At 72.1% G+C, this 23,131-nt stretch carries 23 protein-coding genes; 19 read left to right on the top strand and 4 right to left on the bottom strand.

What is annotated here, in order from left to right; translation table 11 throughout:
* The first annotated feature begins 23 nt into the window (after positions 1-23).
* The 15 genes from AC060K_RS00590 (at position 24) to AC060K_RS00660 (ending at position 17,240) form a co-directional block, all read left to right on the top strand.
* Positions 24-659, top strand: coding sequence for a TetR/AcrR family transcriptional regulator (locus tag AC060K_RS00590; protein WP_483763498.1), 636 nt, complete (start codon positions 24-26; stop codon positions 657-659).
* A 48-nt stretch (positions 660-707) separates the two neighbouring features.
* A complete protein-coding gene (locus AC060K_RS00595) occupies positions 708-3,311 on the top strand; it encodes an MMPL family transporter (protein WP_483763499.1) in 2,604 nt (867 codons plus the stop codon).
* A gap of 184 nt (positions 3,312-3,495) precedes the next feature.
* Positions 3,496-4,122 (top strand): 30S ribosomal protein S4, encoded by a 627-nt coding sequence (rpsD, locus tag AC060K_RS00600; protein WP_483763500.1) that lies wholly within the window; start codon positions 3,496-3,498, stop codon positions 4,120-4,122.
* 129 nt (positions 4,123-4,251) lie between these two features.
* Entirely contained in the window at positions 4,252-4,644 is a 393-nt protein-coding gene (locus tag AC060K_RS00605) for a DUF948 domain-containing protein (protein ID WP_483763501.1), read from the top strand.
* A gap of 29 nt (positions 4,645-4,673) precedes the next feature.
* Positions 4,674-4,991, top strand: coding sequence for a hypothetical protein (locus tag AC060K_RS00610; protein WP_483763502.1), 318 nt, complete (start codon positions 4,674-4,676; stop codon positions 4,989-4,991).
* 130 nt (positions 4,992-5,121) lie between these two features.
* A complete protein-coding gene (gene alaS / locus AC060K_RS00615) occupies positions 5,122-7,800 on the top strand; it encodes an alanine--tRNA ligase (protein ID WP_483763503.1) in 2,679 nt (892 codons plus the stop codon).
* Complete coding sequence (gene ruvX, locus AC060K_RS00620; RefSeq protein ID WP_483763504.1) at positions 7,800-8,384, top strand: Holliday junction resolvase RuvX; 585 nt, start codon at positions 7,800-7,802, stop codon at positions 8,382-8,384. Before alaS ends, ruvX begins: the two co-directional genes overlap by 1 nt.
* Before the next feature lie 37 nt (positions 8,385-8,421).
* Positions 8,422-9,579, top strand: coding sequence for an endolytic transglycosylase MltG (gene mltG, locus AC060K_RS00625; protein ID WP_483763505.1), 1,158 nt, complete (start codon positions 8,422-8,424; stop codon positions 9,577-9,579).
* 81 nt (positions 9,580-9,660) lie between these two features.
* Entirely contained in the window at positions 9,661-10,821 is a 1,161-nt protein-coding gene (locus AC060K_RS00630; RefSeq protein WP_483763506.1) for an endolytic transglycosylase MltG, read from the top strand.
* Positions 10,821-11,672: a shikimate dehydrogenase gene (locus AC060K_RS00635; RefSeq protein WP_483763507.1), complete on the top strand. Its 852-nt coding sequence runs from the start codon at positions 10,821-10,823 to the stop codon at positions 11,670-11,672. The genes AC060K_RS00630 and AC060K_RS00635 overlap by 1 nt, the downstream gene beginning before the upstream one ends.
* 55 nt (positions 11,673-11,727) lie before the next feature.
* Complete coding sequence (gene aroC, locus AC060K_RS00640; RefSeq protein ID WP_483763508.1) at positions 11,728-12,942, top strand: chorismate synthase; 1,215 nt, start codon at positions 11,728-11,730, stop codon at positions 12,940-12,942.
* Between the two features lie 41 nt (positions 12,943-12,983).
* On the top strand, positions 12,984-13,490 hold the full coding sequence (locus AC060K_RS00645) for a shikimate kinase (protein WP_483763720.1): 507 nt from the start codon (positions 12,984-12,986) through the stop codon (positions 13,488-13,490).
* Positions 13,487-14,638, top strand: coding sequence for a 3-dehydroquinate synthase (gene aroB / locus AC060K_RS00650; protein WP_483763509.1), 1,152 nt, complete (start codon positions 13,487-13,489; stop codon positions 14,636-14,638). Before AC060K_RS00645 ends, aroB begins: the two co-directional genes overlap by 4 nt.
* A 139-nt stretch (positions 14,639-14,777) precedes the next feature.
* Positions 14,778-16,166 carry an extracellular catalytic domain type 1 short-chain-length polyhydroxyalkanoate depolymerase gene (locus tag AC060K_RS00655; RefSeq protein ID WP_483763510.1) on the top strand — a complete coding sequence of 463 codons (1,389 nt, stop codon included), beginning with the start codon at positions 14,778-14,780 and terminating at the stop codon, positions 16,164-16,166.
* Between the two features lie 213 nt (positions 16,167-16,379).
* Positions 16,380-17,240, top strand: a complete 861-nt coding sequence (locus AC060K_RS00660; protein WP_483763511.1) for a hypothetical protein — start codon at positions 16,380-16,382, stop codon at positions 17,238-17,240.
* Positions 17,241-17,270: 30 nt separating this feature from the next.
* Here AC060K_RS00660 and AC060K_RS00665 read toward each other — a convergent pair whose 3' ends face one another.
* Entirely contained in the window at positions 17,271-18,053 is a 783-nt protein-coding gene (locus AC060K_RS00665; protein WP_483763512.1) for a glycerophosphodiester phosphodiesterase family protein, read from the bottom strand.
* Positions 18,050-19,060 (bottom strand): alpha/beta fold hydrolase, encoded by a 1,011-nt coding sequence (locus AC060K_RS00670; RefSeq protein ID WP_483763513.1) that lies wholly within the window; start codon positions 19,058-19,060, stop codon positions 18,050-18,052. The genes AC060K_RS00665 and AC060K_RS00670 overlap by 4 nt, the downstream gene beginning before the upstream one ends.
* Before the next feature lie 128 nt (positions 19,061-19,188).
* Between AC060K_RS00670 and AC060K_RS00675 the strand changes: the two genes are divergently transcribed.
* Positions 19,189-19,746 (top strand): putative immunity protein, encoded by a 558-nt coding sequence (locus AC060K_RS00675; RefSeq protein WP_483763514.1) that lies wholly within the window; start codon positions 19,189-19,191, stop codon positions 19,744-19,746.
* A gap of 111 nt (positions 19,747-19,857) precedes the next feature.
* On the opposite strand, the gene AC060K_RS00680 is transcribed toward AC060K_RS00675, so the two are convergent.
* On the bottom strand, positions 19,858-20,061 hold the full coding sequence (locus tag AC060K_RS00680) for a cold-shock protein (RefSeq protein WP_483763515.1): 204 nt from the start codon (positions 20,059-20,061) through the stop codon (positions 19,858-19,860).
* A 273-nt stretch (positions 20,062-20,334) separates the two neighbouring features.
* Between AC060K_RS00680 and AC060K_RS00685 the strand changes: the two genes are divergently transcribed.
* From AC060K_RS00685 to AC060K_RS00695, 3 genes are all read left to right on the top strand, one after another.
* Positions 20,335-21,036: a class I SAM-dependent methyltransferase gene (locus AC060K_RS00685; protein WP_483763516.1), complete on the top strand. Its 702-nt coding sequence runs from the start codon at positions 20,335-20,337 to the stop codon at positions 21,034-21,036.
* A gap of 95 nt (positions 21,037-21,131) precedes the next feature.
* A complete protein-coding gene (locus AC060K_RS00690) occupies positions 21,132-21,758 on the top strand; it encodes a suppressor of fused domain protein (RefSeq protein WP_483763517.1) in 627 nt (208 codons plus the stop codon).
* A 210-nt stretch (positions 21,759-21,968) separates the two neighbouring features.
* Positions 21,969-22,622, top strand: coding sequence for a hypothetical protein (locus AC060K_RS00695; protein ID WP_483763518.1), 654 nt, complete (start codon positions 21,969-21,971; stop codon positions 22,620-22,622).
* A gap of 16 nt (positions 22,623-22,638) precedes the next feature.
* Here AC060K_RS00695 and AC060K_RS00700 read toward each other — a convergent pair whose 3' ends face one another.
* On the bottom strand, positions 22,639-23,070 hold the full coding sequence (locus tag AC060K_RS00700) for a hypothetical protein (RefSeq protein WP_483763519.1): 432 nt from the start codon (positions 23,068-23,070) through the stop codon (positions 22,639-22,641).
* Positions 23,071-23,131: the final 61 nt, after the last annotated feature.

Here is a 23,131-nt window from a genome sequence, read left to right on the forward strand (position 1 = left end):
GCGATGCACTTAGTGTAATCAGCGTGGAGGTCACTGACCGCAGGACCGCGCTGAAGGCCGCCAACCGGCACGCGATCATCAGAGCCGCCGCCCAGATCGTGGGTGAGCGCGGCGTCACCGGGCTCACCGTCGACGAGCTGGCCGCTCGTGCCGACGTCTCGCGGCGGACGATCTTCAACCACTTCGCGTCGCTGGACGAGATCGTGCCCGCGGGCTTCACCGAGGCGCTGGGCATCGTGGTCGACGAGTTCATGGCGGTCGCGGAAGCCACCCCTGTGGGCGAGGGCACCGCCACGTCGATGTTCGACGAGATCGCGAGCGTGCTGAGGTCGAGCGACCTCGTGACCCCCGTCTCCCGCCTGCTGCGCATGCTCGGGCCACAGTGCGATGCCGACCCGCGTCACGAGGCCTGGGTCAAGGAGGCGCTCAACGTGACGTCCGCCCGGCTGGCGGAAGAGGTGCGTCGTCGGCACCCCGGTGCCGACCCCCTCGACGTCGACCTCCTCGTGGGCTCTCTCGTGGGCGGGCTCGGCGCAGTCGCCCACCACTGGCACGAGCGCACCGGCGCGAGCGACGACCCGGCGTCGCGCGCCTTGTGGGACGAGCTCGTCGACCGCCTCCTCACCACCTTCCGCGACGGCTACGCCTCGCGGTCCTGACCGCACCACCTCTCTCGCCCCCAGACACAGAAGAGGAACATCACCACCATGGCAGAGCTCCTGTACCGTCTCGGCAGGGCTGCGGCGCGTCGCGCGTGGCTCGTGATCGGGGCATGGGTGGCCGTGCTCGCGGTCGTCGCCGGCGCGTACGTCGCGTTCGGCGGCACGCTCGGCTCGGCGATCACCATCCCCGACACCCCCACGCAGCAGGTGAGCGACCGCCTCAAGGAGGTCCTCCCGGAGGCCGGGGGAGGGTCGGCCACCGTCGTGTTCCACACCGGCTCGGGCGAGCCCTTCACCGAGGAGCAGCAGGCCGGGATCTCGGACGCCCTCGCGGAGATCGCGACCCTGGACGGCGTCGACGGCACCACCGACCCGTTCGCGACGGCCGAGGACCGCGCCGCCGCCGAGCAGCAGGTCACCGACGGCCGCAGCCAGCTCGAGGCGGGCAAGGACCAGCTGGAGGCCTCGAGGGCCCAGCTCGAGGCCCAGACCGAGCAGCTCGCGTCCGCCCGCACCCAGCTGGAGGCGGGCCAGCAGCAGCTCGACGCCGCCCGCGCCCAGGCCGAGTCGGCCGGCGCTCCCGCAGCCGCGATCGCGCGGCTCGATGCCCAGCAGGCGCAGCTCGACGCGCAGGGCGCGCAGCTGGCGGCCGGCCAGAGCGCGCTGGACGCCGGCTGGGTCCAGGTCGACGCGGCGACCACCAACCTGGACGACAACGAGCGGACGATCGGCCTGGCCGAGGCCCAGCTCGAGATGTCCCGCGAGTTCCGCACGGTCTCCGAGGACAGCAGCGCCGCGGTCGGCATCGTCACGTTCGACAGCGCCGCGATCGAGGTCCCGACGGAGGTCAAGGACGCCGTCGTGGCGACCCTCGAGGACAACGCGGTCGAGGGTGTCACCGCGGACCCGTCCGCCGACCTGGTCCGCGACGTCTCGTCGCTGCTGGGGCCGGGCGAGGCGGTCGGTGTCGTCATCGCGGGGATCGTGCTGCTCGTCATGCTCGGCACGTTCGTCGCTGCCGGTCTGCCGATCCTTGCCGCGCTCGTCGGCGTGGGCGTGGGGGCGCTCGGCGCGCTCTCCCTCTCCGGCGTCCTGGACATGGTCGCCGTGACGCCCATGCTCGGCCTGATGATCGGGCTGGCGGTCGGCATCGACTACTCGCTCTTCATCCTCAACCGGCACCGGCGGCAGCTGCGGGAGGGCATGGAGCTGCAGGAGTCGATCGGCCTGGCGAACGGCACGTCCGGCAACGCCGTGGTGTTCGCCGGCCTCACGGTGATCATCGCCCTCGTCGCGCTGAACGTGACCGGCATCGGCTTCCTCGGCCTCATGGGGTCCGTCGGCGCGGCCTGCGTGCTCGTCGCCGTCCTCGTCGCGGTGACGCTCACCCCGGCCATGCTCGGCCTGACGGGCCGCAAGGTGCTGCGCCGCAAGGAGCGCGCCGCGCTCGAGGCGGGCCAGCTGCTGCCGCCGGGCGGTCCGACCGGCGCCTCGTCGACCGGCGGGGACAAGCCCGTCGCGACCTGGCGGGCCGTGGTGCGCGCAGTGGTCGCCGTCGGCGTTCTGATCGTCATCGGCCTCCCGGCCATGTCGCTGCGCCTCGGCCTCCCGGACGGGTCCGCCGAGCCGGTGGACTCCCCGCAGTACCGCGCCTACGAGGTCACGGCCGAGAAGTTCGGCGCCGGCATCAACGGCCCGCTGCTCGTCATGGCCGACCTGCCCGCCGGGCTGGACGACGCGTCGGCCGAGGAGGCGCAGGTCCGCGTCGGCACCGACCTGCTCGCGCAGGAGGACGTCGCCGCCGTCGTGCCCGTGGGGCTGGCGGAGGACAACAGCGTCGCCGCGTACCAGGTGGTTCCCGTCGAGGGCCCGAGCAGCGTCTCGACCGAGAACCTGGTGCACCACCTGCGCGGCCTCGAGCTCCAGGACGACTCCGGCGCTGTCACGCTCGGCGTGGCCGGCCAGGCGAGCGGCAACATCGACGTCTCGCAGCAGCTCGCGGACGCGCTGCCCACCTATCTCGCCATCGTGGTGGGCCTGTCGCTCCTGATCCTGGTGGTGGTGTTCCGCTCGATCCTGGTGCCGGTGATCGGCACCCTCGGGTTCGTCCTGTCGCTCTTCGCATCGCTCGGCGGCGTGGTCGCGATCTACCAGTGGGGCTGGCTCGCCGACCTGTTCGCGGTCAGCACACCCGGACCCGTCCTGAGCTTCCTCCCGACCATCCTGGTGGGCGTGCTCTTCGGGCTGGCCATGGACTACCAGCTCTTCCTCGTCTCCGGCATGCGCGAGGCGTACGCCCACGGGGCGAGCGGCCGGGTCGCGGTGCGCCGCGGCCTCGTCGCCGGGCGGGCGGTGGTCACCGCCGCCGCGATCATCATGATCTCGGTGTTCGGCGGCTTCGTCTTCGCCCACCTGTCGATGGTCCGGCCCATCGGGTTCGCGCTGGCTTTCGGTGTGCTCGTGGACGCGTTCGTGGTGCGCATGACCCTGGTGCCCGCGCTGATGCACCTCGTCGGTGACGCCGCGTGGTGGATCCCGAAGTGGCTCGACCGGATCCTGCCGAACGCGGACATCGAGGGCGCCGCCCTGGAGCGTCGCCACCACCACGAGCCGGTGGTGCAGGAGCCCGTGGCAACCCCGGTGGGGTAAGATGCTCAGGTTGCCGTCCTGACGGCAGCTCCCTGGGACCTCGGCCCCGTGACCTCCGGCGACGGAGTCCATCGGCTGGTCCCGCACCCGGCACACCTCGCCCAGCGGGCGCCTTCGACGGCGTCGGCAGGGCAACGGTGCGCCCCGGGTGTGACCTCTTCGATCACTACAGGACAGGAACACCGTGACCTCTGTCACCCGTTCGCGCCGCCAGGTCCGCCTGAGCCGCGCCCTCGGCCTGGCGCTCACGCCCAAGGCCGTCAAGCACTTCGAGAAGCGCCCCTACCCGCCCGGTGAGCACGGCCGCGCCCGTCGCCGCACCGAGTCGGACTACGCCGTGCGTCTGCGCGAGAAGCAGCGTCTCCGCGCCCAGTACATGCTGCGCGAGAAGCAGCTCGTCAAGGTGTACGAGAACGCCCGCAAGCAGCCGGGCCTGACCGGTGAGGTCATGGTCGAGGACCTCGAGACGCGTCTCGACGCCCTCGTGCTCCGCTCCGGCTTCGCCCGCACCATCCTGCAGGCGCGCCAGCACGTCACGCACCGCCACATCCTCGTGGACGGCAAGATCGTGGACCGCCCGTCGTTCCGCGTGAAGGTCGGCCAGACCATCCAGGTCAAGCCGAAGAGCCAGCCGACCACGCCGTTCCAGGTCGCCGCCGCCGGCGCCCACCGCGACGTGCTCGGTGCCGTCCCCGGCTACCTGGACGTGCAGCTCGAGAAGCTGTCGGCCACGCTGGCCCGCCGCCCCGCGCGCGCCGAGATCCCGGTGACGTGCGAGGTTCAGCTGGTCGTCGAGTTCTACGCTCGCTGATGTCACCGTGAACGCCCCGCCCGCACCTCGGTGCAGGCGGGGCGTTCGCGCACGTTGCGGGAGCAACTCGGCGGGATAGGGTGGCGTGGCAGGTATCGGACAGGTGGCGCAGGAGAGGCAGGATCGGGCATGACCCTCGGCGACGTGGCAGGTCTCATCGCGGCGATCGCGTTCGTGCTCCTGGTCGGGTTCCTCGCGGTCCCGCTCTGGAAGCTCGGCCGTGTCCTGGACGAGGCCCGCGTCAGCATCCGGACCGTGACCGACCACTCCGTGCCGATCCTCGACGAGGCCGCCGGCACGGTGGCCTCGGCCAACACGCAGCTCGTCAAGGTGGACACCATCACCACGTCCGCCGCCCAGGTGAGCGAGAACGTGTCGGCGCTGACCGGGCTGTACGCCGCGACGCTGGGCGGACCGCTCGTCAAGGTCGCCGCGTTCTCGTACGCCGTGCGCCGCGCCTTCGGCCGCGCCGCGGGCGGCGCAGGCGGCAAGCACTCGGGCGCCACGGACGGCACCCTCTGATGCGCCGGCTGTTCTGGGTCGGCGTCGGAGTGGCTGTCACGGTAGTCGTCTACCGGCAGGGCAGGCGCCTCGTGGCCCGCTACACGCCCGCGGCGGTCAGCGACCGCGCTGCAGCGGTGGTGGACGACGCCGGGGCGCGGGTCTCGCAGTTCGCCCGCCAGTTCCGGGCAGAGTTCACGGTGGCGCGGGCCGAGCGGGAGCGTGAGCTCCGCGCGGCCCTGCTGGCGGACGGTCAGCCCGATCCCGAGGTGACCCGTGCGCGCCGCGCCGCCGCGCACCAGGACGAGGACCGTCGTCGGGCGGACGCGCCCGACGACGAGGCCGACCTCGGCTACTCGTTCTACTAGGCAGGCGTCCCGCCCGGTAGGGCGGACTATCAGTTTCGTCCCGCTGCCGCCCCGGCGGCAGAATGGGACCGATCAACCTCAGCACGGACAGCGACCCGTGCCCTCGCTCACCCAAAGGACCAGCATCCCCATGCGTACCGCCGAGATCCGCAAGCGTTGGCTCGACTACTTCGCCGCCCAGGGTCACGCGGTGGTGCCGTCGGCGTCCCTGATCTCGCCGGACCCGTCGACGCTGTTCACCATCGCCGGCATGGTTCCGTTCATCCCGTACATGACGGCGGAGCAGACCCCGCCGTGGCAGCGCGCCACGAGCGTGCAGAAGTGCGTGCGCACCCTCGACATCGAGGAGGTCGGCAAGACCACCCGCCACGGCACGTTCTTCCAGATGAACGGCAACTTCTCCTTCGGGGACTACTTCAAGGAGGGGGCGATCACCTACGCGTGGGACTTCCTCACGGGCTCCCGCGACGAGGGCAAGCTCGGGATCGACCCCGATCTGCTGTGGGTGACGGTCTACGAGACCGACGAGGAGGCCGTCGGCCTCTGGAAGCAGATCGCGGGCCTGCCGGACGAGCGCATCCAGCGCATGGGCAGGAAGACGAACTACTGGCACACGGGCCAGCCCGGTCCGGGCGGCCCCTGCTCGGAGATCTTCTACGACCGTGGCCCGGAGTACGGGGCCGACGGCGGCCCCGCGGCCGACGAGGACCGGTACATCGAGATCTGGAACCTCGTGTTCATGCAGTACGCCCTCGAGGACGTGAAGTCCAAGGAGGAGTTCACCATCACCGGTGAGCTGCCCGCGAAGAACATCGACACCGGCATGGGCCTGGAGCGCGTCGCGTTCCTGCTGCAGGGCGTCGACAACATGTACGAGATCGACGAGGTCCGTCCCGTCATCGACGCCGCGGCCGCGCTGTCGGGCAAGACGTACGGTGCGGACACGGACGACGACGTGCGCATGCGCGTCGTCGCCGACCACGTCCGCTCGGCCCTCATGATCATCGGTGACGGCGTGCGGCCGTCCAACGAGGGGCGCGGGTACGTGCTGCGCCGCCTGCTGCGCCGCTCCGTGCGGGCCATGCGCCTGCTCGGCGTCGAGGACGTCTCGCTGCCGACCCTGCTGCCGGTGTCGCGCGACGCGATGTCGCCGTCGTACCCGCACCTCGCGACCGACTTCGAGCGCATCTCCGCCGTGGCGTACGCCGAGGAGGAGGCGTTCCGCCGCACGCTCGCGTCGGGCACGACGATCCTGGACTCGGCCGTGAAGGAGGCCAAGGCCTCCGGCACCCCCGTGCTGGGCGGCGACAAGGCCTTCGCGCTGCACGACACGTACGGCTTCCCGATCGACCTGACCCTCGAGATGGCTGCCGAGCAGGGCGTGCAGGTGGACGAGAAGTCGTTCCGCGAGCTCATGCAGGAGCAGCGCACGCGTGCTCGCGCTGACGCGCTGGCCAAGCGCCAGGGCGGGGCCGACGTCGGCGCCTACGAGGCGGTGAGCAAGGAGCTCGCGGCCCCGGTCGAGTTCCTCGGCTACACCCAGCGCGACGCCTCGGTCCGGGTCGCCGGCCTGCTCGTCGACGGCGTCCCGGCGCCGGCGGCCACGGCCCCGGCCGACGTCGAGGTCGTGCTCGACCGCACCCCGTTCTACGCCGAGGCCGGCGGCCAGCTCGCCGACCACGGCACCATCACGCTCGACGGCGGTGCCGTCATCGAGGTGGACGACGTGCAGCGGCCGATCAAGGGCCTGTCCGTGCACCGCGGCCGCCTCACCGAGGGCACCGTGGCGCTGGGCGACCCGGGCACCGCGCAGATCGACACCGAGCGGCGCAAGGCCATCTCGCGCGCCCACAGCGCCACGCACATGATCCACAAGGCGCTGCACGAGCTCGTGGGCCCCGACCGCACGCAGGCGGGCTCGGAGAACGCGCCGAGCCGCATCCGCTTCGACTTCCGCTCGCCGTCGGCCGTCCCGTCCGGCGCCCTGCAGGAGATCGAGGAGCGCGTCAACGTGCGCCTCGCCGACAACCTCGAGGTCACCGACCAGCTCATGCCGATCTCGGAGGCCAAGGCGCTGGGCGCCATGGCCCTGTTCGGCGAGAAGTACGGCGACGTGGTGCGCGTGGTCTCGATCGGCGGCGACTGGTCGCGCGAGCTCTGCGCCGGCACGCACGTGCGGCTGACCGGCGAGCTGGGCCGCGTCACGCTGCTCGGCGAGTCGTCCATCGGCTCCGGCGTGCGCCGGGTCGACGCACTCGTCGGCGACGGCGCGTACGGGTTCCAGGCCAAGGAGCACGCCCTCGTGGGCCAGCTCCAGGGTCTGCTCGGTGCGCGGCCCGACGAGCTCGTCGACCGGGTCGGCTCGCTGCTCGGCCGCCTCAAGGAGACCGAGAAGGAGCTCGCCGCGGTGCGTCAGGCACAGCTCCTCGCCACGGCCGGTGCGCTGGCCGCGAACGCCCCCCGCGTGGGCGACGTGCGCGTCGTGACCCACGACGCCGGCGAGGCCCAGTCCGACGACCTGCGCGCCCTCGTGCTCGACGTGCGCGGCCGCCTCGGCGAGGCGGAGCCCGTGGTGGTCGCCGCCGGCGGCGTGGCGGGCGGACGCCCCGTGGTGGTCGTGGCCACGAACGCCTCGGCTCGCGAGAAGGGCTACAAGGCCGGGGACCTGGCCAAGGGCGCCGCAGGCGTGCTCGGTGGCGGTGGCGGCGGCAAGCCGGACCTCGCCCAGGGTGGCGGTACCGACACGTCGGCCCTCCCCGCCGCCCTCGCGGGGGTCGCCGAGGCCGTGCGCCTGGTGGCCGTCGGCTGATGAGCCGCACCCCGCTCGAACCGGGCGGGCTCCCACGGGGAGCCCGCCTGGCGGTCGACGTCGGCAAGGCCCGCATCGGGCTCGCCGCGAGCGACCCCGACGGCCTCGTGGCCACCCCGGTGGAGACGGTGCCGCGTGTGCCCGAGGTGCCCGACGGCGTCCGTGCGGCAGGGCGCGAAGGTGCGCCCCCGGCGTCGGGCACCCTTGTCACCGCTGACGTCAGGCGTATCGTGGAAGAGGCAGCCGAGCGGTTCGCGGCCGTCGTCTATGTGGGGCTGCCCCGTCACCTGTCCGGTGCGGAGGGCGCGGCCACGGCTGACGCGAGGGCTTTCGCGGCCCGTCTGGTCGCCGCGCTGGGCGCCGCCGGGGAGCAGGCAGAGGTGCGCCTGGTCGACGAACGCATGACGACGGTGAGCGCTCATCAGGCGCTGTACGCTTCGGGACGCAAGGGACGGAAGCACCGGTCGGTGATCGATCAGGCAGCAGCCGTTATCATTCTGCAATCTGCACTCGACGCGGAACGTGCGAGCGGTGAGCGAGCCGGCGAGCTCGTCGAGGCAGCCGTGCACGACACGCACGGATGACCTGACCAGACGACCACGAGACTGTGAGGCGACTGCGGTGACGGACCTGTTTACCGCGTCCACCCTGCCACCGACCGGTACGACCAGGGCCGCGACCCGGTCCCGGTCCGGCAACGGACGTGACCGTAAGGCGGCGCGCCGCCGTAAGCGGCAGCGCCAGGTACGCACGCTCCTCGTCCTCCTGGTGGCCGTGGCGGTCGTCGCCGGCGCGGGCTGGTTCGTGTCCCGGGAGACCGACCTCTTCGGGTTCGTGTCGCCGCTGGAGGCCAAGGACTATCCGGGCACCGGCGGTGGTGAGCAGGTGCAGGTCGAGATCGCGCAGGGCTCGACGGGCGAGGCCATGGGCCAGGCCCTGTACGAGGCCGGGGTGGTGGCGAGCGTCGGGGCCTTCGTCGACGCGTACGAGGCCAACCCGAACGCCCAGCTGATCCAGGCGGGCACCCACGTCATGCTCACGGAGATGAGTGCCGCCGACGCCGTCGCGCTCCTCGCGAAGAACGAGAAGGTCGAGCTCAAGCTCACGATCCCCGAGGGGTACACGGTCACGCAGATCGTGGACCGGGCCGTCGAGGTGGCCGGCATGGACCGTGCGGCCTTCGACGCCGCGCTCGCCGACCCGGCGTCGTTCGGTCTGCCCGCCGAGGCGGGCGGCAAGGCCGAGGGCTGGCTCGCCCCGAGCACCTACTACGTGGTGCCGAGCGACACGCCGGCGACGCTGCTCTCGCAGATGGTCCAGCAGACCGTCGCGTCCCTCACGGAGCGCGGGGTGCCGCAGGACCAGTGGCAGGCCGTGCTGACCAAGGCGTCGCTCGTGGAGCGCGAGGCCAAGTTCGCCGAGGACCGGCCCAAGATGGCCCGGGCGATCGAGAACCGGCTCGAGCGCGGCATGACGCTCGACATCGACGCGTCGACCGCGTACGGGCTGGGCAAGCCGGGTACGGAGCTGACCTACGAGGACAACCACGACCCGAACAACCCGTACGCGCTGTACGTCCACCTGGGCCTCCCGCCGACGCCGATCGCGAGCCCTGGAACGTCCTCGGTGGACGCCGTGCTGAACCCCGAGCCGGGGGACTGGGTCTTCTGGGTGGCGGTCAACCTCGACACGGGGGAGACCAAGTTCGCCGAGACGATCCAGGAGCACAACAAGAACGTCGAAGAGCTCCGGGCCTGGGAAGCCGCCAACGGCGGCTGACCCGGCGACGGTCCCGGCCCGGGAGGGCCGGGGCCGTGACATCACGACCTCTTCGACGACGAGACTGCGAGGCAACCGCGGGTGACCGACCTGTTGAGCGAACCGACCGTGTCGAGCGGGCCACCCCGCCACGCGAGCGGAGGCCCCTCGGGGGGAAGCTCCCGGGACCGTAAGGCGGCGAAGCGTCGCAAGCGGCGCCGCAGGGTCGCGACGCTCCTGGTCGTCCTCCTCGTCCTGGCGGTCGCCGGCGGCGGGGCCGCGTACGAGGTCTGGCGCAGCGGCGGGTTCCTCTTCGGCTGGGAGACGCCCCTGGCGCCCGAGGACTACGAGGGACCCGGCACCGCCGAGGTAGCCGTCGAGATCCCGAAGGGCGCCGGCGGCTGGGACATGGGCCGGGTCCTGGCCGAGGCGGGTGTCGTCGCGAGCGTCGAGGCGTTCGTCCGTGCCTTCGAGGAGAACCCGCGGTCGAGCACCATCCAGGCCGGCACGCACCTGCTCCGGCAGGAGATGAGCGCGGCAGAGGCCGTCGAGACGCTCACCCTGAACGACGTGGACCGCGCCGGGCTCCTCGTACCCGAGGGCTTCACGGTGGCCCAGGTCAAGGAGCGCATGATCGGCCAGGGCTGGCCGCAGGCCGACGTGGAGGCCGCGCTGGCCGACCCCGCCGCGCTCGGCCTGCCGCCCGAGGCGGGCGGCAACCTCGAAGGATGGCTCTACCCCAACACCTACGAGGCGAAGCCGGACACCGCGTCCGCCGCCGAGGTGCTCACGCAGATGGTCACCAGCACCGTGACCGAGCTGACCGAGCTGGGCATCCCCGCCGACCAGAGGCAGGCGCTCCTCATCAAGGCGTCGATCGTCGAGCGGGAGGCACCCGACGACTACCGGGGCCAGGTGGCCCGTGTCATCGAGAACCGGCTCGCCACGGGCGAGGTGCTCGGCATGGACGCCATCGAGTCGTACTACGCCGGCAAGCCCGCGCACGAGATGACCCGGGAAGAGCTCGCCGACACCACCAGCCGGCCCTTCAACTCGCGCCGCATGGACGGGCTGCCGCCCACGGCCATCGGCTCGCCGAGCCGGGCGTCGATCGAAGCCGTCCTCAACCCGCCCGCGGGCCCGTGGATCTACTACGTCACCGTGAACCTCGAGACGCAGGAGACCAAGTTCACCGACAAGGTCGAGGAGTTCGAGACGTTCAAGTCCGAGTACCAGGCCTGGGCCGCGGAGAACGGGTACTGATGGCCGCCGTCCGCCGTGCCGCCGTGCTGGGGCACCCCGTCGCGCACTCGCTCTCGCCCACCCTCCACCGCGCCGCCTACACCGCCCTCGGGCTCGAGGGCTGGCAGTACACCGCGATCGACGTCAGCGAGGACCAGCTCGAAGGCTTCCTGACCGACGTCGACCTCGGCTGGGCCGGCCTGAGCCTCACCATGCCCCTCAAGCAGGTCGTCTTCCCCTTGCTCGACCACGTCGAGCCGCTCGCCGAGGCGGTGGGCGCGGTGAACACCGTGCTGCTCTCGCCCGCCCGGTGCGGTGTGACCCTGACCGGCGCCAACACCGACGTGCACGGGCTCGTCGCCGCGCTGCGCGAAGAGCTGGGCAGCAGGCGCGCCGCCACGGCGGTCGTGCTCGGCGGCGGCGCCACCGCCGCGTCGGCCCTTGCGGCGCTCGCCGAGCTCGGCTGCGCCACCCCCCGTGTGCTCGTGCGCTCGCTCGACCGCATCGCGCCGCTCCAGGCCGCCGTCGGCCGCATGGGCGTGAGCCCCGTCTTCGAGGTGCTCCAGGACGAGGCGACGGTCACCGCCCTGGCCGGCGCCGACGTCGTCGTCTCCACCATGCCCAAGCACGCCGCCGACCCCTGGGCCCAGGCGCTCACCGACAAGGGCGTGCGCCCCCACGGGGTGCTGCTCGACGTCGTCTACGACCCCCGGCCCACCGCGCTGTCCGGGGCGTGGGCGTCGGCGGGAGGGGCGGTCGTCGGAGGGGAGCGCATGCTGCTGCACCAGGCCGCGGAGCAGGTGCGCCTGATGACCGGGCGCGCCGCGCCGCTCGCCGCGATGGACGCGGCGCTCTCGGCCGCGCTGGGCTGACCCGACCTGTGGACAGCCGACACCTGCCGCGCTGACCGCGTGAAAGAATCGGCTCATGCTGCGCTGGTTGACGTCGGGTGAGTCGCACGGTCCTGCCCTCGTGGCCCTCATGGAGGGTCTGCCCGCGGGCGTCGGCCTCGTGACGGCCGACATCCAGGAGGCGCTCGCGCGCCGCCGCCTCGGTTACGGCCGCGGGGCCCGGATGAGCTTCGAGAAGGACGAGGTGCGTGTTCTCGGCGGCCTGCGGCACGGCCTGACCCAGGGCGGCCCGCTCGCGATCGAGATCGGCAACTCCGAGTGGCCCAAGTGGGTGGACGTCATGTCCGCCGACCCGGTCCCGCCCGAGGCGCTGCTGGTCGACGCCGGGACGGGCGACGCCCGTGAGGTCGCCCGCAACCGCCCGCTGACGCGGCCCCGCCCGGGCCACGCCGACCTCGTCGGCATGCGCAAGTACGGCTTCGACGACGCCCGTCCGGTGCTGGAGCGCGCCTCCGCCCGCGAGACCGCCGCCCGGGTCGCGCTCGGCGTCGTCGCCGCGAAGTTCCTGGAGCAGGCGCTCGATGTCCGGCTCGTCTCCCACGTGGTCGCCATCGGCGAGGTGGAGGTGCCCGAGGGTGCGCCCGTGCCCTCGCCCGACGACCTTGCCCTGCTCGACGCCGACCCCGTGCGGTGCTACGTGCCCGAGTCGTCCGCGCAGATGGTCGAGGAGATCGACCTGGCGCACAAGGACGGCGACACGCTCGGCGGTGTGGTGGAGGTGCTGGCCTACGGCGTGCCGTCGGGCCTCGGTTCCTACGTCCAGGGCGACCGGCGCCTCGACGCGCGGCTCGCCGGCGCGCTCATGGGCATCCAGGCCATCAAGGGGGTCGAGGTGGGCGACGGCTTCCGCACCGCCCGCCGCCGCGGCTCGCAGGCCCACGACGAGATCGTGCCGGGCGACGGCAGGCTCGTGCGCACCACCAACCGCGCCGGCGGCGTGGAGGGCGGCATGTCGAACGGCGAGGTCGTGCGCGTGCGTGCGGCCATGAAGCCCATCTCGACGGTCCCGCGCGCGCTGCCCACCGTCGACGTGGCCACCGGCGAGCCGGTGACCGCCCACCACCAGCGTTCCGACGTGTGCGCGGTGCCGCCGGCGGCGGTGGTCGCCGAGGCGATGGTCGCGCTCGTGCTCGCCGAGGCCGCGCTCGAGAAGTTCGGCGGCGACTCGGTGGCCGAGGTGCGGCGCAACGCCGAGGCCTACCTGGCGTCCGTGCCGGAGCTGCTGCGGTGAGTGAACCGCAGGGTGCCCGCACCGGCCCGGTCGCGGTGCTGATGGGGCCGCCAGGGTCGGGCAAGACGACGGTCGGGCGGGCGCTCGCCGGGCTGCTCGGCCGGAGCTTCCGCGACACGGACGCCGACGTGGAGCAGACCGCGGGCAAGCCCGTGACCGACATCTTCGTGGACGAGGGCGAGCCGCGGTTCCGCGACCTGGAGCGCGACGCCGTGACGACCGCGCTGGCGCTGCACGACGGCGTGCTCGCCCTGGGCGGCGGCGCGCCGATGGACCCCCGTACGCAGGAGGCCCTCGACGCCTACGCGCGCGCGGGTGGTGCCGTCGTCTTCCTCGACGTCACGCTCGCCGTCGCGGCGCCCCGCGTGGGGCTCAACCAGGCCCGGCCGCTGCTGCTCGGCAACCCCCGGGCCCGCTGGCAGGCGCTCATGCAGGAGCGTCGTCCCACCTACGAGCGGCTCGCCACGCTGCACGTCGTGAGCGACGACCGCCCGCCGCAGCAGGTGGCGCAGGAGATCGCCGACGCCCTGACCAAGGAGAACCCGTGACCGACGCCGCCCGTATCACCGTCCAGGGCGCCGCCCCCTACGACGTCGTCGTGGGCCGCCACCTGCTCGGCGAGCTGCCCGCCCTCATCGGGCCGGACGCCCGCAAGGTGCTCGTGATCCACCCGGCAGCGCTGTCGGCCACTGCCGACGTGCTGCAGGAAGACCTGCGCCGGTCCGGCTACGACGCGTACGTGGCGGAGGTGCCGGACGCCGAGGAGGCGAAGACGGCGCAGGTTGCCGCGTTCCTCTGGGGTCTGCTGGGGCAGCTCGACTTCACGCGGACCGACGCGATCGTGGGCGTGGGCGGGGGCGCCACCACCGACCTCGCGGGCTTCGTGGCCGCGACCTGGCTCCGCGGCATCCGCGTGGTGCAGGTGCCCACCACCCTGCTCGCCATGGTCGACGCGGCCGTGGGCGGCAAGACGGGGATCAACACGGCCGAGGGCAAGAACCTCGTCGGCGCGTTCCACCCGCCCGCCGGGGTGCTGTGCGACCTCGCGTCGCTCGAGTCGCTCGACAAGTGGGACCTCGTCGCGGGCCTCGCCGAGGTGGTCAAGACGGGGTTCATCGCCGACCCGCGCATCCTCGAGCTGGTGGAGGAGCACGCCGACGCCCTGCGCGGCTGGGCAGGCGCCGACGCGGCGCCCGACACCTGGGCCGTGCTCGCGGAGCTCATCGAGCGGTCCGTCCGGGTCAAGGCCGCGGTGGTGGGGGAGGACCTCAAGGAGGCCGGCCTCCGCGAGATCCTCAACTACGGCCACACGCTCGGTCATGCCATCGAGCTCACGGAGCGGTACCAGTGGCGGCACGGTGCCGCGGTGAGCGTCGGCATGGTCTTCGCGGCGGAGCTCGCCCGGCTGGCGGGCAAGCTGCCCGACGACGTCGTGGACCGGCACCGCGCGATCCTCACCTCCCTCGGCCTGCCGGTCTCGTACCGCGGCGACAAGTGGGACCAGCTGCTGTCGGCGATGCGCCGCGACAAGAAGTCGCGCGGAGACCTGCTGCGGTTCGTGGTGCTCGACGACGTGGCGCAGCCCACGCGGCTCGAGGGCCCTGACCCGGCGCTGCTCGTCGCCGCGTACGCCGAGGTGGCCAAGGAGCCGCCGACGCGTGGGCCGGGCACACCGGTCCAGCTGACGCTGGGCTGAGCCCGGCGTCGCTGCCCAGGGTGGGCCCTCACGCGGCTCCTCCCGTCCGAAAACGTTTAAGTCCCTGTTGTCCGGCGGGTCCGTGCCCGATGCTGGGGCCGGCCCAGGGAGGGCCGCTCGACTGGACTGGAGGGTCTCGATGCTGAGAACCGACCCGGCGGACGCAGGACGTCCGCGCAGCTCTCGTACCCGTGCGCGGCGCTGGGTCGCCGCCCTGACCGCCGCGCTCTGCGTGCCCGTCCTGGGCCTGACTGCGGCGTTCACCGTGGCCACCGTGAGCGCCCAGCCCGCGGCGGCGGCATCGCTGACGCGTGTGACCAGCTTCGGGAACAACCCGAGCAACCTCAACATGCACGTCTACGTGCCCGACAACGTGTCGCCCAACCCGGCGCTCCTCGTGGCGGTGCACTACTGCACGGGGTCGGCCTCGGCGTTCTTCAGCGGGGGAGCACGCGAGTACGTCCAGGCCGCCGACCGTTACGGCTACGTCATCGTGTTCCCCGAGGCGACGCGGAGCGGCAGCTGCTTCGACGTCTGGTCGCCCCAAGCCCTCCAGCGGGGCGGCGGCAGCGACCCTGTCTCGATCATGTCGATGGTGAGCCACGCGCGGCAGCAGTACAACGTGGATTCTGGACGCATCTTCGTCACAGGCGCGTCGTCGGGCGCGATGATGACGAACGTCCTCGCGGCGCAGTACCCCGACGTGTTCAAGGGCGCGGTGTCGTTCATGGGCGTGCCGGCCACGTGCTTCGCGACCGGCAGCGCGTCGAACACCTGGAACAGCCAGTGCTCGGGCGGGCAGATCTCGAAGACCGCGGCCGAGTGGGGCAACGCCGCTCGCGCGATGTACCCGGGCTACACCGGCCCGTACCCGCGCATGCAGCTCTGGCACGGTCTCAACGACACGACGCTGCACCACAACAACCTCGCCGAGGCGGTCAAGCAGTGGACAAATCTCCACGGTGTGAGCCAGACGCCTGCGCTCACCGACTCGCCCGTCTCCGGCTGGACGCGCACCCGGTACGGCACCGCGGCAGCCACGGCACCGGTCGAGGCGATCAGTGACAGGACCTCGGCCCACGACCTGCCGAAGTCCGGCATGGTGACGCGCGCCATCTCGTTCCTCGGGCTCGACGGCACGTCGCCGAACCCGTCGCCAATTCCCACGCCCACTCCGACCCCGACGCCCACCCCGACGCCGACGCCGACGCCGACCCCCACCCCGACGCCGGTCCCGGGCGCGTGCACCGCCACCTTCCGGATCGTCAACGCGTGGTCGGGCGGGTTCCAGGGTGAGGTCGTCGTGACCGCCGGTTCCGCGCGGACGGGCTGGACCACGGCGTTCACCCTGCCCTCCGGCACGGCGATCAACCAGCTCTGGAGCGGGACGCTGACGACGTCGGGCACCACCCACACCGTGCGCAACGTGTCGTGGAACGGGAACCTGGGCGCGGGCCAGTCGACGACCTACGGCTTCACGGGGACGGGCGCCGCGCCGTCCGTGCCGCCGTCGGTGACGTGCAGCTGACCTGACGACACGGCGTCGCCCTGCCTCGGCCGAGACAGTCACTCCGTCCGACGGACTGACTGTCTCGGCCGAGGGCGTTCGCCGAGATAGTGCCTTGGTCGGATGGGATGACGGTCTCGGCGCAGGCTGTTCGCCCACGTCGCGGGTGGAGTCTCCGGGCGATGGGCAGCCGAACTGTATGAACCGGGCGGTCCGGGCATTACGCTTCCCCGCGTGACCAGATCTGACGCTTTCCTTGCCGGCCCCGCGACGACGGCCTTCCGAGCGGCTCGGCGGGTCGGCCGCAAGGGGCTCTCCTCGGTGATCGTGCTCTGGGCGTTCGCCGCGGCGTTCGTCCCGGTCGTCTACCAGCTGACGGACGGCTTCGCTGACATCGGCCTGGGAGCGATCGCGGCCTCCGTCGTGGTGCTCTGGCTGGTCGCCCGCGGCACGGTCCGTTCCGTCACGTCGTGGAGGCTGTGGGGCCGCGCCGCCGACGGCCGGCCCACCACGACCCTCCAGGGCCACGTGGTGCAGCAGCAGCGGACCGTCTCCCGCAGGGAGATGCGCACGGTCGTTGTCCGGGGGGACGGCGGGGCCCGGTACGTGCACCTCCTCTTCGTCGACGACGGCGCAGCGCGCGCCCTCCCGGTCGGGCCGGTCACGGTGGACCTCTTCGCCGGCACCAAGGTGCACGGCCCCGCCCGACTCACCTCAGCCGACGGCGGAGTCCACTGGGCGTTCACGTCGAAGCAGGGAAGGCCCGTGGCGCAGCGGGCGGGCGAGCCGTCGGACCCGGGTGGGTCGGACTCCGCAGCCTGGGGCGCCACCGGTTCAGCGGCCCTCGTCCCGGCGCATCTCGACGATCGCGATCCCGGCCGGTCCAGCAAGGAGGGCTCGGGAGACGCCTGGTCGAACGGTGCGGGACGTGACCTCGTCGACGACGGCTGGCAGGGTGGCAGCACCTGGGGGAGTGACCCGGGCTGGTCGGGTTCGACCGGTTCCTCAGGGTGGGACGGCGGAGGCGGCTGGGGCGGCGACAGCGGCAGCAGCGGAGGCGGTGACTCCGGCGGGAGCAGCGGCGGCAGCGACTGACCGCGGGGGCGGTCCCGGCCCGAGCGGGCCTCAGCCCCAGAGGCCGCGTTCCACCAGCACCTCGCGCAGGAGGTCGGCGCGGTCCGTCACGATGCCGTCCACACCGAGGTCGATCAGCCGGCGCATCTCCTCGGGCTCGTTGATGGTCCAGACGTGCACCTTCTTGCCGGCGCGGTGCGCCCGGGCGACCGTGACGTCGTCGACCACCGTGAGCGTGCCGAGCCCGGCCGGGAGGGGGTCCGTCACCGGGACCTGCAGCGCGTCGACGTGGCGGAGCCCGCGGCGCGCGAGGGGCGCGAGCCGCAGGCGAGCGCCGACGAGGAACTGCGCCACCTCGCTCCGCCCGGCCGACGTGGCGACCGGGCGGCTGAGGCGGGCGAGCGCGGCCAGGCGGCGGTCCACGGAGAACGACGTGACGCAGACGCGGTCCCACGACCGGGTGCGCTCGATCGCGTCAGCGACCGGGGCGATGCCCGACTCCGCCTTCACGTCGATGTTGACGTTGAGCTGCGGCCACGTGCCGAGGACGTCCTCAAGGAGCGGGACCGGCTCGGTCCCGCCGATCTTCGCCTCCTTGACCACCGACCACGGCAGCTCGGACACGAGCCCGGCGGAGTCCGTGGTGCGGTCGAGAGACTCGTCGTGGAGGGCGACCGCGACGCCGTCGGACGTCCCGTGCGCGTCCGTCTCCACGTACCGGTAGCCGAGCTCGACGGCCGCGGCGAACGCCGCGAGCGAGTTCTCGAGGTTCTTGTTCCCGTGCGAGAAGCCGCGGTGCGCCAGGGCGGCGAACTGGTCGTCGAAGTAGGTCACAGCTTTTCCTCCAGCCAGCCCAGCACGCCGGTCAGATAGGCGGTCCGGGGCGCGTCGGCGGACAACGTCAGGTCGTGCACGGCGCCCTCGACCACGAGCTGCGTCACGTCGGGCCCGAGGCGCGGGGCGCGGGCGGCGATCTGCCGCACGTCGAGGATGGTGTCCTGGGCGTCGAGCAGGGGGTTCGTGGGATCGTCAGGCCCGGACTCCGCGGAGTAGGCCACCAGGACCGGGCAGGAGATCGCCAGGCCGCGCCGCACCTGGGCGTGCCCGCGGCGCGCCGAGCGCATCCAGCCCTGGCGGGCGGGGACGCCCTCGGGACGCTTGAGCGTGGTGTCGAACTCCCACCGCCCGCCGTTGGCCGCGAGCTGGGCGGTGGCGTAGTGCGACGGCGAGCTCGACAGGACCTTGAGCGGCTGGAGCAGGCCGGCCAGCTGGAGCAGCCACGTACCGACGGTGCGCTGCCACCACGTCGCGGACAGGTCGAGGAACGGGCCTTCGAGCACCAGGGCGTCCGGGCCGGTGCCGTCGGCGCGGTGGTCGTGGGCCCAGAGCGCCGCCGTCAGGCCGCCGGTGGAGTGGGCGTGTACCGTCAGCGGCCCGCGCTGCAGCGCGCGGACCGCGCGGGCGGCGGCCGCGATGTCGGCCGCCTGGTCGCGCAGGTCCGTGACGTAGTGCGGGATCTGCCCGGGCTTGAGCGACCGGCCCGCGGTGCGCTGGTCGACCGCGTAGAAGGCGTAGCCCGCCTCCGCGAAGGCGCGCGCCACGTGCGCCTGGAAGAAGTAGTCGTTGTAGCCGTGGACGTGGAGCACCGCTCCCTTGCTGCCCGACGCCGGCCGCTCGCCCAGGTGCACCGCGTCGGCCGGGGCATAGCGCACCAGGGTGGCCTCGCCGAGCGGGGCTTCCTCGAACGGCTGGCCGAGGAGGTGGTCGGTGCGCCAGGTGAGGCCGACCGCTTCATCGCTGGTCGCGGGGCCGTCGGGGGCCGGCGTGGTACTGGGGCTCACCGGGGGATCGTATCCGGGGACGGTGGACGGGAGGTGGCGGAGGGGTTGCGCGGGGTGCGTGGTCGGGAGCGGTCCGTGGGTTTCCGCACGGCCGGCGGCGGACACCGTCAAAGCTACGATGCGGCAGTATGGCCGCCCACGCGAACCCCTCCGCTGCTGACCAGCGGCTTCCAGACGTTGACTTGTCGTCCGACGACCTTCGTGCGGTCACGGCGTTCAACCTGGCGTGCGCATTGCTGGTCATCGACGAGTTCGAGTCGGTCCAGCCTCACGATGATCGTCCGCGCCAGGCTCTGGTCGCGGCCGAGGATTTCGTTCGCGGCGGGCCGCGTTCGCGAGCTCAGCGCATCACGTCTCCGGGGGCCCATCGGGCAGCGAAGGAAGTCGCAGGTGCTGCCTTCCATGCGGCGATGGCTGCGGGTGACGCAGCGGCCTCGGCGTACCTTCACCCGCTGGCAGACCCTGCGCAGGTCGGCCACATCCTTCGGGGCCCGGCACATTGCGTGCTCGCCATGGAGACGCGCGCCGACGGGCCGTTCAGCCGCGCGGACGCCGTCGCCACGGTGCTGGAGGAGGCGACGCCTCTTCTGGTCGGTGTCCTCTGCCGGTATCCGCGAGCAGCCAGAGGGGACCGAGAGATTGCTCGGGTGATGTCCTGCCTGGATTCCCGGCTTCGATCAGCGTGATCGGTCTCGACTGACGCCCGCCGCGGCGCGGGGAAAGTCCGCCGGGCCGACCCGACCCGAGCTGGTGGCGAGACGCTGGCCGACGAGCCTCGCCGACCAGCGTGCGGTATGTCAGGAGGGAACGATGTTCTCCGCCTGCGGGCCCTTCGGACCCTGAGTGATGTCGAAGGTGACCTTCTGGCCTTCCTGCAGTTCGCGGAAGCCCGAGGCGGAGATGTTGCTGAAGTGTGCGAACACGTCGGGGCCACCGCCGTCCTGCTCGATGAAGCCGAAGCCCTTGTCCGCGTTGAACCACTTCACGGTGCCAGTTGCCACTGTTGTCTCCTGTCAGGTGCGCGTGGGCTCACCCGGGGGTGCGCTGCGCGCGAGATCGTCTCTTGCCTGGTTCACAGACCCACATGTGATGGATATCTGAGGCCGGTGACGATGTGATATCTGGTACTCGGCAACCGACGGCCAGGCAGGATGACGGGTATCAACCTATCCCGCGCCGACCGATGCTGTCTCCTTGGAGGTACTGACCACCACTGAGGCAGGCACCAGCCGGTAGCGTCTCGCGGGACATGACCCGCGGGGATAGGAGCGCCGATGAAGGCTGACCATTACGACGAGTTCGCGACGAGCTACGACGAGGAGAACGCCGGCAGCCTGCTCAACGCCTGGTACGAACGCCCGGCCATGCTTCGCCTCGCGGGTGATGTGCGCGGTCGCAAGATCCTTGACGCGGGGTGCGGGTCCGGGCCGCTATCTGCCGAGCTGCGCGACCGTGGCGCCGACGTCACGGGATTCGACGGCAGCCCCGCGATGATCGAGCTCGCCCGACGCCGCCTCGGTGACGAGGTCCCGTTGGTCGTCGCGGACCTCGCGCAGCCACTGCCGTACGACGACGACACGTTCGACGACGTCGTCGCTTCTCTCGTCCTGCACTACCTGGAGGACTGGCGTGCCCCGCTGGCCGAGCTCAGGCGCGTCCTCAAGCCTGGTGGCCGGCTCATCCTGTCGGTGAACCACCCGCTCGTGCGCTTCTTCAACTTCCCGCAGGAGAACTACTTCGCGAGATATCAGTACTCCGAGGACTACGAGTTCGCTGGTCAGCCTGGGACGCTGACGTTCTGGCACCGGCCGCTGCACGAGATGACCGACACGTTCACAGCCGCGGGATTCCGAATCTCGGTCCTGGCTGAACCGGCGCCGTCTCCTCAGACGCCGTCCGAGCTTCTCCCGCCGCGGATCGCGAGCGGCGAGCGGACGGCCTTCCTGTGCTTCGTGTTCTTCGTCCTCGACGCCTGAGAGGCGGCACGCCCGCGGCCGGCGACGGGACGGACCTGACCGGACACGCCTGGAGGGCACTTTGGTCCTTATGGGTGTTGTTAGAGTCTCGCACCATGGATGAGGCTCCCGGCTGGACAGCGATCGACGCCGCACTCGCCCCGGTCTACGGCGACACCCCGCCGCAGCACTGGGCCACCCTCCTCACGAGGCGGCTGGGCGGCCCGGACCCGCTGGACGGCGTGAGCGCCTACACGCGCGACGAACCGGTGCCGCACTGGCACTACGTCACCTACGGTTTCAGCGAGCTGTACGAGAAGGAGTCCGAGCACGCGGAGGCGTCCGGGTGGGGCTTCGAGCTCACCTTCCGGCTTGCCCGCGCTGCGGACGAGACCGAGGCCCCGGTGTGGCCCGTGAACCTTCTGCAGAACCTCGCCCGGTACGTGTTCGGGTCGGGGAACGGGTTCGGTCCCGGGCACTACATCGACGCCAATGGGCCCATCGCCGCGGACGAGGAGGACTCGCTGGTCCGGGCGCTCGCGTTCACGGGCGATCCCGAGCTCGGGGCCATCGCGACGGCTCACGGCCGGGTCATGTTCCTGCAGGTGGTGGGCCTCACGTCCGACGAGCACGCGGCCGCGACCCGGGCCGGCGACGCGGCAGCCGTCCTGGACCGCGTCGGCGCCCGGTACCCGCTGCTCGTCACGGACATCGACAGGTCGTCGCTTCTCGGCACCCCGTGAGCCAGATCGTCGCGAGCAGCCCGGACGCCTCGTGGCTACCCCGGGGTGGGCGGGCCGACGTCGTCCTCGCTCCCGACGGTCCGCTGCCCGTCGGCGCTCGTCGCGGGGGAGACGCACCTGAGCAGCTTCCTTCCTGCCCGATGGCGGGCGTGAAGGGGGCCGGCGGTCTTCTCGGTTGACCGGGAGCGAGCATGATGGGACGGTTCCCGCGTGCATTCCGCAGCAGGTCCCAGGCTCGTGATCGACCCCGTCATCGAGGTCGCCGGTGAGCACGACTTCGACCTGTGGCCGGTCCTCGGGCAGCGGGACCTCACGTACCAGCCTCTGAATGGCGGGCTCTCCGACCGGGAGACGGGGTCTGCGGTCCACGAGATCCTGCGCTGGTTCTTCACGGACGACGACGGCGCCCCTGCCCCCTCCGTCGACTCGTACCTGCGGCGAGCCCTGGGCCCGTACGACCCGGAGGGGACGCAGCCGCTCGCGATGGGCGGGCTGCGCTTCACCGACCCGACGACCGGGGTGGCGATCCTCCCTGGGTGCTGCTCCTCGATCGACGAGCGCGTCGAGGTTTACGGAGTCCTGGACGGTGGCACCGAATGCTGGCTCGGGCACTCACCGGACGGGCGTCTCACGCTGCGCGGTGGGGTCGTCGAGATCCTCCAGGACGCCGACGAGCCGTCAGCGGGCGTGATCCGGACGACCGAGGCGGACCTCCGCGCCGCGATGGCCGATGTGGAGGGGAAGCTCAGCGCCTTCGTCGGACGTGTGGCGCAGTGGGGGCTGGCGTACGCACCGGCCCACGCCGACCGCCTGGTGGACGCGGTAGCGCTGGGTCTCGTCGTCGACCACCATCGGCCGGTGTAGGGCAGCGCTTCCCCAGTCAGCGGCGTGCGGCGGCCAGGTCGGCGAGCGGATCGGGCAAGGGGAGCCCGAGGCGTCGCAGGAGGCGGATCGTCGTGACTTCGACGAACGCGTCACGCGGGAACCACCCCCGCGGACTGGCGAGATAGAACCAGATAGGAGGGCCCGGTCGACGGCTTCGAGTAAGATCCCGAGCCCAGGATCCGAGCGCCCGTGCTTCTGCCCAGCGGTCCACCGGACTGTGCGCATCAGGTTGCTCGAAGTATTCGCGCGGTTCGTGGCCGAGGTAGCAGACGCCTGTCGCGGGCGGCACGACGGGGCCGAAGTGCAGCGTCGTGATATCGCTGTCGTAGATGTCCAACCATAGAAATGCGCTGGCTGGTGACTCGTATCCCGCGGAGCTCTCGTGCCACTTGTTGTCGGTAAAGAGGTATGTCCCGAAGTAGCCCACGGCTGGATGCTAGCGTGCGGCCGTTCTGGGGCAGGCCGGTCCTGACGCCCCACCACCGTAC

The organism is Antribacter sp. NEAU-D49 (genome assembly GCF_057158775.1).